At 50.1% G+C, this 15,394-nt stretch carries 15 protein-coding genes; 3 read left to right on the top strand and 12 right to left on the bottom strand.

The window, feature by feature from the left end; translation table 11 throughout:
- Position 1: 1 nt before the first annotated feature.
- The 5 genes from HPL003_RS13810 to HPL003_RS13795 form a co-directional block, all read right to left on the bottom strand.
- Complete coding sequence (locus HPL003_RS13810; RefSeq protein ID WP_014280292.1) at positions 2-304, bottom strand: lasso peptide biosynthesis PqqD family chaperone; 303 nt, start codon at positions 302-304, stop codon at positions 2-4.
- Complete coding sequence (locus tag HPL003_RS13805; protein WP_014280291.1) at positions 273-1,334, bottom strand: dephospho-CoA kinase; 1,062 nt, start codon at positions 1,332-1,334, stop codon at positions 273-275. The genes HPL003_RS13810 and HPL003_RS13805 overlap by 32 nt, the downstream gene beginning before the upstream one ends.
- Before the next feature lie 110 nt (positions 1,335-1,444).
- Positions 1,445-1,573, bottom strand: a complete 129-nt coding sequence (locus HPL003_RS28495) for a paeninodin family lasso peptide (RefSeq protein WP_013369856.1) — start codon at positions 1,571-1,573, stop codon at positions 1,445-1,447.
- A 52-nt stretch (positions 1,574-1,625) separates the two neighbouring features.
- On the bottom strand, positions 1,626-3,551 hold the full coding sequence (locus HPL003_RS13800; protein WP_014280290.1) for an asparagine synthase-related protein: 1,926 nt from the start codon (positions 3,549-3,551) through the stop codon (positions 1,626-1,628).
- Positions 3,548-4,816, bottom strand: a complete 1,269-nt coding sequence (locus HPL003_RS13795) for a sulfotransferase family protein (protein WP_014280289.1) — start codon at positions 4,814-4,816, stop codon at positions 3,548-3,550. The genes HPL003_RS13800 and HPL003_RS13795 overlap by 4 nt, the downstream gene beginning before the upstream one ends.
- Before the next feature lie 235 nt (positions 4,817-5,051).
- On the opposite strand from HPL003_RS13795, the gene ligD reads away from it, so the two are divergent.
- Complete coding sequence (gene ligD / locus HPL003_RS13790) at positions 5,052-5,954, top strand: non-homologous end-joining DNA ligase (RefSeq protein WP_014280288.1); 903 nt, start codon at positions 5,052-5,054, stop codon at positions 5,952-5,954.
- A 79-nt stretch (positions 5,955-6,033) separates the two neighbouring features.
- On the opposite strand, the gene HPL003_RS13785 is transcribed toward ligD, so the two are convergent.
- Together HPL003_RS13785 and cls are read right to left on the bottom strand one after the other, a co-directional pair.
- On the bottom strand, positions 6,034-6,978 hold the full coding sequence (locus tag HPL003_RS13785) for a YitT family protein (protein ID WP_014280287.1): 945 nt from the start codon (positions 6,976-6,978) through the stop codon (positions 6,034-6,036).
- A 193-nt stretch (positions 6,979-7,171) separates the two neighbouring features.
- Positions 7,172-8,602, bottom strand: a complete 1,431-nt coding sequence (cls, locus tag HPL003_RS13780) for a cardiolipin synthase (protein WP_014280286.1) — start codon at positions 8,600-8,602, stop codon at positions 7,172-7,174.
- A 122-nt stretch (positions 8,603-8,724) separates the two neighbouring features.
- Between cls and HPL003_RS13775 the strand changes: the two genes are divergently transcribed.
- Both HPL003_RS13775 and HPL003_RS13770 read left to right on the top strand, forming a co-directional pair.
- Positions 8,725-9,756 carry a M23 family metallopeptidase gene (locus HPL003_RS13775; RefSeq protein WP_043922398.1) on the top strand — a complete coding sequence of 344 codons (1,032 nt, stop codon included), beginning with the start codon at positions 8,725-8,727 and terminating at the stop codon, positions 9,754-9,756.
- Between the two features lie 19 nt (positions 9,757-9,775).
- Complete coding sequence (locus HPL003_RS13770) at positions 9,776-10,237, top strand: bactofilin family protein (protein WP_014280284.1); 462 nt, start codon at positions 9,776-9,778, stop codon at positions 10,235-10,237.
- Positions 10,238-10,590: 353 nt separating this feature from the next.
- On the opposite strand, the gene HPL003_RS13765 is transcribed toward HPL003_RS13770, so the two are convergent.
- From HPL003_RS13765 to HPL003_RS13745, 5 genes are all read right to left on the bottom strand, one after another.
- On the bottom strand, positions 10,591-11,373 hold the full coding sequence (locus HPL003_RS13765) for an ABC transporter permease (RefSeq protein WP_014280283.1): 783 nt from the start codon (positions 11,371-11,373) through the stop codon (positions 10,591-10,593).
- Positions 11,366-12,286, bottom strand: coding sequence for an ABC transporter ATP-binding protein (locus tag HPL003_RS13760; RefSeq protein WP_014280282.1), 921 nt, complete (start codon positions 12,284-12,286; stop codon positions 11,366-11,368). Before HPL003_RS13760 ends, HPL003_RS13765 begins: the two co-directional genes overlap by 8 nt.
- A gap of 108 nt (positions 12,287-12,394) precedes the next feature.
- Positions 12,395-12,886: a hypothetical protein gene (locus HPL003_RS13755; protein WP_014280281.1), complete on the bottom strand. Its 492-nt coding sequence runs from the start codon at positions 12,884-12,886 to the stop codon at positions 12,395-12,397.
- A 132-nt stretch (positions 12,887-13,018) separates the two neighbouring features.
- Positions 13,019-13,996, bottom strand: coding sequence for an LCP family glycopolymer transferase (locus HPL003_RS13750; RefSeq protein ID WP_014280280.1), 978 nt, complete (start codon positions 13,994-13,996; stop codon positions 13,019-13,021).
- A 14-nt stretch (positions 13,997-14,010) separates the two neighbouring features.
- The gene (locus tag HPL003_RS13745; protein ID WP_014280279.1) at positions 14,011-15,351 is read right to left on the bottom strand and encodes a UDP-glucose dehydrogenase family protein; all 1,341 of its coding nucleotides are present in this window, start codon (positions 15,349-15,351) and stop codon (positions 14,011-14,013) included.
- Positions 15,352-15,394: the final 43 nt, after the last annotated feature.

Genomic DNA, 15,394 nt, shown 5'->3' with positions numbered 1-15,394 from the left:
TTTAAACCGTCTCCCGCAAAAGCTTTAGCAGTCCTTCCCGTTCCAGTTCAGCCACAAAGGTATGTACCTGCTGTCTGCACCGTTCCTCGTCCACTTCATATTCATCCGTCAGAGCAGCTACGATCTCCCCGAGTGAAGGACAGGATTCCGCCAGTTCCCAGATTCGTCCGCCCGTGAAGCCGAGATTATAATATTTTCCTGTGTTGATGCTCATCATGACCTTCTCCCCGTCCATGTCACTGACATAGACTTCCTCACCGTGAATAACACGGTCATGATCCTTCATCGAATGAGTAGCTGCCATAGCTGTTTTCCTCCTTACGAATGATATCAAGTACCCGGTGTACAACCTCGGACGCGGTAAAAGCCGAGCTATCCCTCCGTAGTCGCCAGCCCTCCACCTGCCGAGCCATCCGGGCTGCCGTTCCAAAATGCCATTCCCCCAGACTCATTCGCGGAATGATCCCCCTGCGATATGTATGAAGCAATAACGTATGCAAGCACTCCAGCATGTTCAAAGGTTGTTCCGTAACCGCCGCCAACTCCCCTTCACGTCGGAACTCACGGTTTGGAGACTCTGCCACCAGCTCGAATACACCTCCCAAGGGAAGCGGTTTGTTGTGGAAATAGTCCACTCTCGGCACGACATATTTATTTAGTTCACCTGTAAGCTTACGCAAATGTCCATGTTTGAGCATCGCAGGATTGCCGTCCATGAAAACAAGCCTGTGATTGCTTTTGCGTGCATGCTTATTTCCCTGTAAAGCCTTCAGCTGGAGCAAGCTTTCCAGACCCAACTTTTGCTGCGGGTAGGCCGGATAGACTATGGTTTCAGAAGCCGTAACTTGCATAGCAATAACATCATCACTGACCATCCGATAGCCTGCCTGCGTAAAAGCAGCAGCCAGCGTCGATTTTCCTGCTCCGGATTCGCCCACGAAAGCATAGGCCCTGCCTCCGATCACTACTGCACTCCCGTGAATAGGCAGTATCCGTCTCTGCATCAGAAGGACACCCATACATGTGCCCAGCACAAACAACCGCACCGTGTCCGGATCAGCGCCAGAGTAAGAACATACTTCAATTTCCCTGCCTCTCCTGACGGCGTAAATAGCTGTGTCTGGTATATGGAACATAAAGCGTTCGCCCTGCATCACAAAATTAGTCTGCTCCAGCTGATCGCTCCATGCTGTCAAATCAGCCTGACGAATGACCACATCCTCCATCGCACCCGGCGCTGCGGGTATCAATTCAGGCAGGTACAGCTCGCTGGCAAGCTGGAGTCCAAAGGCTGTATACATCGTCAGGTTAACATTTGTACTCCTGTCATGCACGATAGCACACACTCCCTCTATCCTTTAAAAATCCCGCCTTTATTTCTTGGAGGTAAGGCCTTCAACCCCAAAGAAATAAAGACGGCTTTGTATTGAAAAATTGCCACCCTCTAGCTTGGGTTATACAAATCGGCATCATGGTCAGATACCCAGTCAATCTGTTTCCAGCCCTTACCTGCCATCGTCTGGTTAATATCCAGCACCTCTATGGTTGGCTCTTGCCATTCTTTTTTACTCATGTCATCACCTCCCCTCCACGAGCGACGTATCTGTCTGACCGAATAGACCGGATCAATTAAATCCGCGTATAAAGCGGTACACAATCAGACTGTGCATCAGTAGTCGTATGTTGGGATCGGACGCCTGCTCCGGTCGCGGTTGACGAAACTTCGCCATAGCCGTTTTAATGACATCGATATTGAGAAATTCGGCGGCATGTAAATCATGGCACAGCAGTTGAAGCTCCCCCATAAACGTCTCCCAGCAAGGGAGCATACGATGCAGCCAATCCGCAGGCTGTACACCTCGCACACGCTGGTTTAACCTTACATCATCAGGCAAATAATCCAGCGTGGCTCCGCGAATGAGTGCGCGATCCTGACCCTTTTGTACGTATTGCTCAAAGGGCACCGACAGGCAAAAGCGGATCACCCGGCTGTCTCCGGTCGGATCACGTTCCCACAGTCCGTAACGCAGCGACAGTTTGGTCGCGACCATACCATTTTTGTTCGCAATCGCCAAATTCGTGAACTTCTCTTTTCTCGTCTGATCTGCATTCTTCATCCACCCGGTTCCACTCAAAGTCGGAATGTCCTCCACATTCATCCGCTTGGCAAACTCCGGGTGAATGAGCGAAGGAACCGGACTCCGATTACCGCCGCGTAACCAGGAACGAGAATCGAGCGAGGTCGCTTTTTTCAGCATCACAGGTAATAAATGGGATACTCGCCTTCCGGTCAGCTTGCTGTACTGCCACAATCCCTGAAAAGATTGCAGCCAGTGCAAACGACGAAGCTGACGGGCATAATAGTCCAGCGCAGGCCCCCATGAAATGGTAAAATTACCTCGCGCTCCGGTTAGCAGCACACCCACATTTTGTTCCTGTGCTTTTTCATAAAAGCCTCTGATCCAGAACGAATTTTCAAAATATTTATAGGGAGCTTCCATCAATTCCAGCCAGATATCCATTTCTGAAAATGGGCTCTTCCCCTCAAAATCGAGGTAATTTTCGTGAATGTTGCCCACATATCGAGCGGTGGATTGGATATAAGCCCGTTCATTCGCCAGTAATGTCGACGGTGTCCAATCCGTAAAATCCTGTACGGGCACATAGCTGTACGCATGAAGGGGCTTTTGCTGCAATCGCAGCGACGGCGCGGCAAAGCTGGCAACCGCACCGGAGTCCAGACCGCCACTCAAGGCCGCTCCCACGGCGCGATGCGTGCGCAATCTGGCATTCACCGCCTGTGAGAATACCTCGCGAAAAGCCTCGACGTACTCGCCGCCGGTTTTGAGTCGAAGCGGCTCCACATCATCCAATGAAGCATATTTATGGATGGTTGACTTCCCCTCCTCCATGGTGAACCAATGGGCGGGCGGGAGCTGGTCTATATGCTTATAAGCGGTAGACCCAATATCGACGGATTCCTGCATGGCGCGGATGGACAGAAATTCCGCCAGCCACGGCTCATGCAGTTCTTTTCGCAGGGAAGACAGCGCCAGAAGAGGGGCTACAACTGTACTGAACGCAAACCCTCGGTTATGCTGGTATGTATACAGCGTACGGCTTCCTGCCATATCACGAGCGCCATATAACCTATGCAGCCCGGCATCCCAAATGACAAAGGCAAAATCGCCTATCAGATAGCGAGCCGCGTCGAGCGTCCATTTGTCGTATGCCAGCAAAATCAACTCGCTGTCCGTGATGTCTTGCCGCCGTTCCTGTTCCACCCCTAGCCGTTCAAACAGTTCGGAACGATTGTCAATAATCGCATCCGCCGTGATCGCCAGCTTCCGTTCCTCGTCATTGAAAGGAAGACGTTCATGGACGGATTCCGGTGTCACATGCTGGGCGTGGCAGCCCAAAAATATGGAGCCCTCACACCAGGCGCATACACGGTCGGCAGGATATTTTCGCAGAGCTTGCATCATTTTACCGCCTTCTTCGGTGCATACAGACTCATGCCCGAAGCTGTATATTCCGGCAATCGCACTCACGTTTTCCCCCCTTTTTCTTTTTCCATACCCGATAACGCTACAGACGCCCAGCGACCCAGCTGACGAGCAAAGGGGATACGAGATCGGAGTCGTTGATTTCTGCGTTGGTAGGTTTGGAGCTGTGCGATCAGACGATTCCGCTCTTCATAGCTATGTGCCAGCCTGTTTTCCAGCGATTGGAGCCGTCTATCATTCACAACCTGTACAGCATCATTCTGTCGAGAATCTTGAAGCACAGGATGCTGTCCTGCTTTTATTATAAATCCCCTGTTATCCGCATCCTGCTTTTCCAGCATCCGATAAGCGTTCTTCCACTCAAAGCCGCTTTGTTGGAGAAACTGGCTCTTACGCCGACTTAGTAGCTCCACATCGGCTTCCTCTTCAAACCTTACCCCGGTGATTTGCTCGGCCTGCTCCAGTGCTTCCCCGTAGCCAAGTTGTGTAAACATACGAGCTCCGATGCTTCTGCAATACAGCTCGATTTCCTTTTTGTTCAGCAGATGTTGCCAGCTATGTACCGAGTCCAGATGGGTCTGCTCATGCTCCCCCACGAACGGATCACCCGCTCCCATGCTGTAAAACAAACTGGATTTAGGCGTATCCGCAAAATCCCCGTATTTTTCTATGCCCGGTTCATAATCGACACCCAGAAAATCGCACAGCCTCCCGATCTCCACCGCTGGATTAGCTACAAGTTGTTCATATACAAGCGGGTATGCAAGCGGATGCGGTGTGGCAAAATAATGTGCGTAACGGAACAAACCAACCGTAATATCCGTCATTTTCATATTAAAATGCGGGCTCTTCAGCTCCTCCAACAGATGAAAGCGTTCGCCGCGCATCTGATTAACTTTTTTGAATGAAGCAGCGATAGATAAAGGATTACGGATAAGCCACACCCTGCGGGCTGCCGGGAAAAGGCGGTCTATAAATTCCAGCACCGTATAGTAACGCGGGGATTTGTCGATAACCATATTTGCGTTAGTCCCTTCGAGCAGACCGTTATAGATTTCAAGTGCATACGACCGGGAAGCCTGCTCCAATACATGAGGAGGAACCATACCGTTAAAAAATTGCCGGATGATTCCGGTTCCTCCATAGGGACGTGTTTGCGATTGGGGAAGATCATACAGACTGAGCAGGAACCACATTTCCTGCGTGGCAAACAAGCGGGAGTGGTTTTGCAAAATGGTGGTCACTAGCGAGCTTCCACTTCGGGGGACACTAAGCAGGAAAACCAGTCCCTCGCCTTGCTTATCAATCAAGGAAACTCCTCCTCTACCTCTGCTCAAGACATTTTAATAGATACATTTCGTATTTTATTATAAATTTATGATACATAATGTATCTTGTCAATCCCTTTGACGGATAATTTCTGTACATGACGCTCATGTTAATCCATAACTACATCTACAGGTACATCATTCCGTCTGCTTCGTTTCCATATAAATATTTTTTTGAGTTCAGCTTATAGAAGGTTAAAAGAAGGAGCGTAGCGCTATGGGACAAGCTATTAAAGGCATCATTACCATCGAAGGTCTGGAAATTCCTATCACCAACCCGGATAAACCTCTATGGCCCGAAGCTGGCGTCACTAAAGCGATGTATCTTCGAAAGCTTGCGGTGCTGGCCCCTTTTCTGCTCAAATATAGCCACAACCGTTTGCTGACCGTCATCCGTTGGCCACACGGCATTCACGGGGATTTTTTTTACCAGAAAAATACCCCGCAGCCTCGTCCGGACTATATCGAGACTTTCCTGCATGATGGCATTGAATATATGGTGCTCGGCACGCTGGCACAATTGTTATGGCTCGGTAATCAGGCGGCGCTGGAATTTCACCCATCGCTTCATCCAGTTGGAAGCACGCTGCCCTGTGAATGGATGATTGACCTTGATCCGTCCAGAGAAGTGGAGCCACGCATTATGGAAGCTGCATCCATCGTCGGTGAAGTACTGGCTTCGCTTGGTTTGGAATCCGTACCCAAAACGTCCGGGGCTACGGGTGTACAAATTATCGTCCCGATCCGCACAGGCATAACCTTCGACGAGCTTCGCAGCATCGGTCTGCTGGTGGGACAGTTCGTGACCGAAAAGCACCCGCACCTGTTCACGCTGGAACGGTTAAAAAAGGATCGGGGAACCGCTATCTATTTTGACTATTTGCAGCATTACAAAGGAAAAACTCTGGCCGCTCCCTATACCCCGCGGGCACGCCCTGGCGCTACGGTATCCACCCCACTGACATGGGACGAGGTACGACAAAACGTATCGCCGCTTGACTATCATTTGCTGAATATTGAAGAACGGCTAAATCAGATGGGCGACTTGATCGCCAAGGTCCCTCCCCAGCCCATCGAGGATGTTCTAAAGCATATGCGCGCCAAGACTCATTCATCCTGATCACTACCTGTGCCTGAGAATATAAAAAAGGGGACGAACTCCACAGCCGTAAAATCGGCCGAGGAATTGTCCCCTTGCGCTAGTGTATTCCTTTTTTCTTAAAGCGTCCGCCCTTCACATCATGAATGTTACCAATTGCCACAAAGGCATGCGGGTCCCAATCTTCAACGATGTTCTTCAGCTTCGCTTCTTCCAGACGGGTGATGACGACGAAAATGACTTTCTTGCTTTCGCCTGTAAAGCCGCCCTCACCTTCCAGATAGGTTACGCCCCGTCCAAGACGGTCTGTCAGGGCATCCCCGATGTCGCGGTATTTTTCACTAATAATCCAGACCGATTTGGACTGATCCAGACCTTCGATGGTAATATCAATCATTTTCATCGCAATATAATAAGCAATCATGGAGTACAGGGCATTCGGCCAACCAAATACAAAGCCTGCGCTGCCCAGAATGAAGATGTTAACGAAAAGTACGATCTCACCGACCGAAAAAGGAGTTTTTTCACTGACGAGAATAGCTACGATCTCTGTTCCATCCAGCGAGCCGCCGGACCGGATAACGAGTCCTACCCCAACGCCGAGAATGACACCGCCAAAGATAGCGCCGAGCAGTGGTTCGCCAGGGGTCAACGCACTTACATTGTGAAGTAACGCGGTTCCGATGGACATTACGATAATGCCGAATAATGTGGATAAAGCGAAGGTTTTACCGATTTGCTTGTAGCCGATAACCAAAAAGGGAAGGTTCAACAGGGTCAGGAAAATACCGAGCGGGTAGCCAGTAATCTTGGAGGCCATAATGGAAATACCTGTGACCCCACCGTCGATAACGCCGTTAGGAACCAGGAATATTTCGAGGCCCACTGCCATAAGCGCCGCACCGAAAATAATCATGGCCGCACGCTGAAACAGGCGTTTTGCTTTATTTTTAGGATTGGCTGGAATTTTGCTGATCTTGGTCAACTCTCCGGTCACATCTGTGATCTCAGACAGATTTTGGACTTCCTTGCTCACTACACTCATATATAAATCCCCCCGTTACAGTATGGTATTATTGGACCGAAAAAGGGGCTGCGATCCGCAGTCCCCTTTTTTTACCGCGATATTTATATGAATAGTATATCATAAAACTGTGATTTTGAGCAAAAAAGTTAGCAAAAAGCACATAAATCTCAATAAAGCGGGATTATATTGATAAAAACGGCGAAAACCGCCTTTAAAGGAGCGGAGAGAGCATGCGAGCCAGAATTTCAGCTGTTTTCTGTAATCGTGGTCGCCTGCGGAACACCTTTAAATCGATGTGCGAGGAGTTGGACAGGTCCTCTTCAAAATCGGCCGAAAGGTGTTTCAGCGCTGACCGGGCAAAGAGTACAGCCGTCAACTCAAAATTATAGAAAAAGCTGCGCATGTCCATATTGGCGGTCCCGACCGAGCCGAGCAAATCATCCACAATGATGACTTTAGCGTGAATAAATCCTTTACGGTATTGATAGAACTTCACGCCCGCCTCCAGCAGCTCCTGCACATAGGACAGGGACGCCAGATGCACCAGCTTTGAATCCGATTGGTATGGAATAATAATTCGCACATCTACGCCGCTGACCGCCGCCAGCTTGAGCGCCTGATAAATCCCCGGATCAGGAATAAAATACGGGGTGGTAATCCAGATTCGCTTCTTGGCAACCGCCAGCGCACCAAAGCACATTTCCTGAATCGTATCCCATACCCGATCGGGACCGCTGCTCAAAATCTGTACTTCCTCATCTCCTTCACAGGTATGGGGCGGAAATAAATTCTCATCCATCATCCGTTCCCCGGAGGCCAGCTTCCAGTCGCTCAAAAAAGCATTTTGCAGAAAATAGACGCTATCTCCTTCAATCTGCAAATGCGTATCCCGCCAAAATCCCACCTTGGGGTATTTACCGAGGTAATCGTCGCCCACATTGATTCCTCCAACAAACCCAATCAGTCCGTCCACCACTACGATTTTACGGTGGTTACGGTAGTTAATCCGGCGATCCAGCGTCGCGAAAAACGGGGGCAGAAAATAATGAAACTCTACACCTGCCTCACTACAGGCACGAATAAAAGAATAGGGCAGATTGTAGCTCCCCACACCGTCCACAACGAATCGAACTTTCACACCCTCACGCGCCTTGCGGATCATGACCTCCTGAAACTGGGTACCGATGTCGTCCGCCCGAAATATATAAAACTCCACATGGATATGATGCTGCGCCCGTTCCATCGCTGTCAGCATCGCCTCGAAGGTCTCCTTCCCATTCGTTAGCACACGTGTGCGATTGCAGCCGGTCAACGGATTTTCCGACATACGGATTAGCTGGTTAAAGAGACGCTCCTGGTGCTTGAAATGAGGATTATGCATTTGTTCCACATTCTCAATCACCCTTGATTGTGACCACAGACGCTCGCGGAATTCACGAAACAGCTGTGAACCTCCTTTTCGCACCATTTTGCGCTTCTTATAATCCTGTGCAACAAAGTAGTACACGACAAAACCAATGAGCGGGAAGCAGAACAAAATAAATAGCCAGGCTACCGCCTTGGACGGCTTGCGAAATTCAAATAGCAAAATCGTCCCGGTCTGAAAGATAAAAACAATTAAAACCAACAGTAACCACAGCATGTTTAAGCCTCCTTATATATCTATGTTTTATACCAAGCTCCAATTTTTTTGGCATGTTTGCCCCTTAAGCTGAATAGATAGTAACCAAGCACTATAGGAGCGATGTCCGGAAAGGAGCGATTATGAAAAAAGGAAGCCTAAATCGCCGGATGACCTTACTCGTCATTCGAGATGCACAGCAACCACCCAAGCAGCTACAATGCTCTACAGCCGCTGTCATTCTCGTCCCGACCCTTGTGATCGCGTCCATCTCTACACTCGTGATCGGGCTGCAAATCCGTTCTTCCCATATTATCTCCCAAATGGAAACGAATCTTGCTGTCCAGAGCTTGCAGATGGAGGTTACGGTAGCGGACAAGGATGCGGCAATCGGGCGACTGCGCCGCGAAGTCATGGAGCTGACGAATCAGGCCACCAGTATTCGCGAACGCCTCCAGCGTGTAACGGAACTGGAGCAGCAAATGCAGCAATTTATCCGTAAATACGGAAAGTCCTCTGCCACCAGTAGCAACAAAGCGTCCATGACCCCACTCTCCTGGGATGCCTCCGGCTATACCGGGGGCGAATTGATTACAGTACATGAAAATACAGCCATGCTTACTCGTCAAGCCATGGATGATTTTCAGGAAATCGAATCCCTGCTGGACACGGTAGAACGCACGGTTCCCCGCTCTATTCAGCAGGCGAACGCCGTACAGCAGAACCTTGAGCAGAAGCAAGCCGCACAGTTGCTCCAGACCCGCAGACTGGAGCTTGCCGAACAGGGCAAGCCTTCGGCCTGGCCTGTCAGTTCACGCCGGATGACCTCCAGCTTCGGCTATCGCAGCGATCCGTTTACGGGCAAGTCGGCTTTCCATTCGGGCATGGATATTGCCGGACAAACGGGTGATCCCGTCTATGCCGCAGGAGCGGGCACCGTGCTGGAGGCTGCCTCCAGCGGGGCGCGTGGCAAGTGTATTATCATCCAGCATCCTGACGGGCTTCAGAGCTGGTATATGCACCTGAGCGGTATGCAGGTGACTCCGGGAGATCGTGTCCGTAAAGGACAGACCATCGGCCTTCTGGGAAGTACGGGAAGAAGCACGGGGCCTCATCTTCATTTTCAGATCGTCAAGCATAGTCAGCCTGTCGATCCGTTACTGTATGTACAATAAAGGATTGGAGGAAAACAACATGTTCAAGGACTCCAAAAAAAAACTGTCTGCTCCTGCGACCGATACACTGCTGGCTAACGGCACCAGCTTTGAAGGTACGATTGAGGCTGAGGCCAATATTCGAATTGATGGCCATTTTCAGGGCGATATCCGCAGCACTCGCGCCGTCGTGATCGGGGAATCTGCTGTCGTGCGTTCGGATATCATCGCACGAGACGTCATCCTTGCCGGCAAGGTATTCGGCAGCATCACCACAGAGGGACGGCTGACGATCACGCCTTCGGGCGAACTGTACGGCAAGGTAGCCGCCGCCGCGCTGGTCATCTCCGAAGGCGGCGTACTGGACGGTACGAGTCAGATGATCCGAACGGAAGACACAGAACCGTCTGCTTCAACTGACGATTCTGATCTTGAAACACAATCCGGTACTCGCAAAGACAGGGATACCAGTCAAGCAGCCCTGCAATCAGAGACGGGATAATTCCATTTACTCCATCCTATTCTTCAGCATGTTGCACTTGTCTCAAATTGATTATGCCGCCATTGGCTCAATGGTACAACCAGCAAGCTGACCAGGATACGATGGGATTGAATATAAAAGTTTCTCTCTACCTCTTTAAACGCAAACCGACACTACTGATTGATTCTTGCTGAAAATAGGTTGCAATATACCCCGGCACGCAGAATCTTTAGCGGTAATTGTATAAATACAGCGCCAAAACAGCGCAAAAAGGACGTGCAAATGGGTAGCCATTTAACACGTCCTTTTTGCTGCTTTCAGGATATGGTAAAATCCTCATGTTATAAAAATCAGCTCGAATCAAATAATCGGGTTTAGGTTGAAACATCCCGTTTTACAAAAACCACCCAGGCAATTGCGATAAAAACTACATAATAGGCGGCCAACACGGTGAGCGAAAAGGTCAGACCAGAACTTACCGTACCCAGAGGCATATCGAGATATTTTTTCAGGTCCATATGCGTAAACAGCACGTATTTGGTCCATTCATAGCGGTCTGTACTAAACAAACCGATTGAATTATAGATCGTTTTGGTGAACATCATGAACAGAGACAGGCCGATCGCCAACGCGCTGGAACGAAAAACAGCGGACAGCATAAAAGCAAAGGCCATAGTCACAAATAGAGCGATATAGCTGTACAAGAAATTCAGTGTTACATAAGATATCGGATCACTGAACGGTGAAATTGAACCAGCTGGTGCATCTTTGGATAACATCAACCAAGAGGACAGCGTAACCATCGCTATTAAAATGAACGTTCCGAGAAGACTGAACAAAATGACCGATATATATTTGGACAACAGAATTTTGCTGCGGGTCCAGGGGCGGATAAGCAGCAGCTTGATGGTTCCCCATGTAAATTCACCCGCCACCGAATCAGCCGCTACAATGACTGTAAAGGTCGTATTGAGAAAAAATGTAAACATCGCCGTCAATACGATACCATCCCACACACTGACCTGATCGGAAACAAGGGCAATCAGCATCGGAATCACAGCCGTAATGACCGCCAGTAGCCCTAGCATAATCCACGTACGTACACGCAAGTAAATTTTAAGATTTTCGTTATGTACCAGCTTGAAGAAGTCAGCCAATGGACCCGCCTCCCGTCACTTCCAAAAATTGATCTTCCAACGTACGGGCCACCGGGCGAATCGCATATACCTTGACTCCGTTTGCAGCCAGAAGGCTGTTCATCTCTGCTATTTGCTCCCGTTCCAGATGCAGCAGCAGTTGGTTGCCTTCGATGCGCCCTGCACCGGCAAGCGCATAGGCTTGCTGGGCATCATTCACTTCAAAAGCCATTTCCGCCGTTTGCGGTTCTCCACCTGTGCTCTTCAACTGCTTGATGTCAATCAGCCGTCCGCTTTGGATAATGGCGACACGGTCGCACATCAGCTCCATTTCGGACAACAAATGACTCGATACGAATACTGTAATTCCCTCGCTCCGGCTCAACTGCCGCAAATAATCCCGCAGTTCGCGGATACCCTGCGGGTCTAATCCGTTGGTCGGCTCGTCCAGCACAAGCAGCTTCGGCCGATGCAAGATCGCCTGTGCTACCCCGAGTCTCTGCCGCATTCCGAGCGAGTAGGTTTTGACTTTATCGTGAATCCGGTTTCCGAGTCCTACCAAGCGGATCGCCTCATCCATGCGCTCCCTGGTCACCCCCGGTGACATTCTCGCAAAATGCTGCAAATTTTGATAGCCGGTCAGAAACTTGTACATTTCCGGGTTCTCGACAATCGCACCGACGTGGGAAACTGCCTTTTCAAAATCGGTTTTGATGCTGTCTCCACAAATATGGATATCGCCTTTGCTGATCGAAATCAAGCCAACCATCATACGGATGGTGGTTGTTTTTCCCGCACCGTTCGGTCCGAGGAAACCAAATACCTGCCCCGCTGGAACCTCCAGCGTCAGATCGTCCACAATCGCTTTTGAGGAAATGATTTTACTCACACCCTCCATACGTATGACGGGAAGCTGTCCTGTCACTTGCTGCATCTTATGAAACTCCTTCCATCCGGAGTGAAGCTCTTTTCTATTTTGCTGTTCATTTCCGGTTTTGGAAGTATTGTACCATATTTAACCTATTGGAAACACCGTGCCTATCTATTCCTTATCCTCATATATCCAGAGCACCCGCCACTCTTCACCTTCCTGCGTCACATAACAAGGCTGTACGATATCAAAAGCGCCGAACCGGGTCTTGTAATGCTGGGTAACCGTAATGCGATACGCCTTTCCCAGCTCGTCCCCACTCTGCTCTGTGCGAATATCATATTCAGCCTGCGGCTCGCTCAGCTCGAACGTGAACGTATCTATCCCCATATCCTGCATAAACACGTGCGCCCGCTGCTGGACATACGTGGATTTTTCAAATCTCTTCTTCATTTGTGAATGAAAAATCTCCCAGGAGCCTCCGAAATTACCTGCTTGCTCCATCGTATAGAACTTATTCAGCGCTTCTAGCACCTGATCGCTTTCACCCGTAGACATCACCCCGCGCAGACCCAGCCACAGTAGCCATAACAGCCCACATATCAATGCAAAATAAAGCAGCTTGCGGACGAACGCGGAAGCCGCTCTTCTTCTGAACAGCACAAATCGCCCCTCCCCTCAGTTGCACATTCTACTGAATACTACAGATGTATGTGGGACAAGTCTGGTTTAGAAGAGAATAGAAGAGAATAACGGGTGACCTCCTTACAAGCCACCCGATTGCATTAGACCAATCTAAGGTGATATGGACGTGGTAAGCAAATGCTTCTCCATCAGTCCACGGATACGCTGGCGCTCCTGATCATCCACGATGTAATAATACACTCCGTTGATTTTGGTTCCATGGCCCTTCAACTCAACCATATCCGTCTGCCGTAAAGACGGGCCGATCCGGGTCAGGAAGGTCGTCATATCATCAAAGGTAATATCTGTACGGATCTGCTCCCCCGCTGCCTGCAATATCGGTTTTACCTTTAACAGCCCTTCCTTGCTGATCACCTGTGCGGCAATTTGCTTGAGCAGTTCCCGCTGACGGGCATTTCTCCCGAGATCCCCACGCGGATCATCAAAACGCATCCGGGCATAGGCCAACGCCTCAGTTCCGTTCAGTTTCAAGCTGCCCTGTGTAAAATGATGTCCTTCATATTGAAAATCGTGCGGATTGTTAACCGCGACTCCCCCCAAAAGGTCTACCATTTTCGCAAACCCTTCCATGTTCATTTGCACATAGTAATCCATCGGATGATTCAAGAAATGCTCTACCGTACGAATCGACATGTCCACCCCGCCAAAGGCAAAGGCATGATTGATTTTATCCTCACGTCCCCTGCCGATCAGCTCCGTTCGCGTATCACGCGGGATGTTGAACATCAACACAGTGCCTTCGGCGGGATTAACGGACAGGACGATCATCGTATCCGAACGCCCCCGATCATGGGGACGCTGGTCCACCCCCAACACAAGCACGGTGAACGGCTTGAATTGGGATATGGCCGCCGGATTGGGTGTACCCGATCCATTGCTTGTTACTGCCGGGCGTCCCGCTCCGCCTGTTGCAAGGGTAGAAATCGCGGCGGGCTGCACGATACTCCGCGGATGGTACATGGCATTTGCCGCCGTTTGAACGGAATGATATACATAAGCGGTGTAAGCACCAGCACCTACCATCAATAATGCAGCGGCCGCTAATGTCATTTTCAGCCATCGTTTCATACAGAGCCTCCCCTTTACGGGTTCATGACAGACCGATAACGATCCATATCCATATTGTTCATCTGCGGTCTGCCGACAGAGTAGTATGCAAAGGCGGACTGTCTGATTTGCTGCTCACTGTACACATTGCGTCCGTCGATCATAATGGGATGCTTCATAAGCTCGTTCAGCTCACCCAGCCCCACCTCACCAAATTCCTCCCATTCCGTCAGCAGACACAGCGCGTCGCATCCTTCTGCCGCTTCCCGTGCGCTATCCGCCCATGTCACTTCCGAACTGTCCAGCAATCTGCGGAAGTTGGCGGTAGCGACCGGGTCATACGCGCGAATTTGCGCCCCCGCCTCCAGAAGCGACTGCATAATATCCAGTGCCGGGGCATCTCTTACGTCGTCTGTATTAGGCTTGAACGCCAGCCCCCATATGCCAATCGTGGCACCTTCCAGATCACCCAGCGCTTCTTCCAGCTTGCGAATTACATTAAAGCGCTGCCCCTGATTCACTTCCACCACGGATTTTAGCAGCTTGAATTCGTAGTCCACGTTGCCCGCAATCTGGATTAATGCCTGTGTATCCTTGGGAAAGCAAGATCCGCCATAGCCGATGCCTGCGGACAGAAAAGAGGAACCGATCCGCTGATCCAGCCCCATGCCGTGTGCCACACGTGTAACGTCTGCGCCCACTTTTTCACAAATATTCGCAATCTCATTAATAAACGAAATTTTAGTCGCCAAAAAAGCGTTCGACGCATACTTGATCATCTCCGCCGAACGGATATCTGTGGTCAAAATATTTGTCGTCAGCGGCTCATGTAGCGTACACAGCACAGCGGCGACATGAGGGTCGGATGCCCCGATCACGATACGGTCCGGCTGGAGCGTATCTGCTACCGCCGAGCCTTCGCGTAAAAACTCAGGAACCGAAGCCACGCCAAAAGAGTAGTTCGTGCGACTTGCGATCAGGCTTTGAATACGCTCATTGGTTCCGACAGGCACTGTGCTTTTGGTGACAATTACTTTGTAGCCGTTCATGGCGTCTGCCACTTGGCGTGCGGCTCCTTCAATATAGGACAAGTTCGCTTCCCCGCCCGGCAACGAAGGCGTACCGACCGCCAAAATAACAATCTCCGCTCCCTCTACCGCAGATGTGGTATCTGTTGTAAAGGTCAGGCGGCCCTGCTCGACATTATCCTGGATCAAGCCTTTTAAGCCCGGCTCATAAATCGGTACTTTTCCTTCATGAAGCTGACTAATTTTGTCCTCATTCTGGTCAACACAGACGACCGTATTCCCGAGCGCGGCAAAACAGACTCCCGATACCAGTCCGACATACCCTGCACCAATTACACATAGCTTCAAAGCGGCTCCCCCTTTTACATACTGTCTCGCTGAATTACGCTTT

Source organism: Paenibacillus terrae HPL-003, from assembly GCF_000235585.1.
Classification (GTDB): domain Bacteria; phylum Bacillota; class Bacilli; order Paenibacillales; family Paenibacillaceae; genus Paenibacillus; species Paenibacillus terrae_B.
This window is presented reverse-complemented; position numbering and strand designations above follow the sequence as displayed.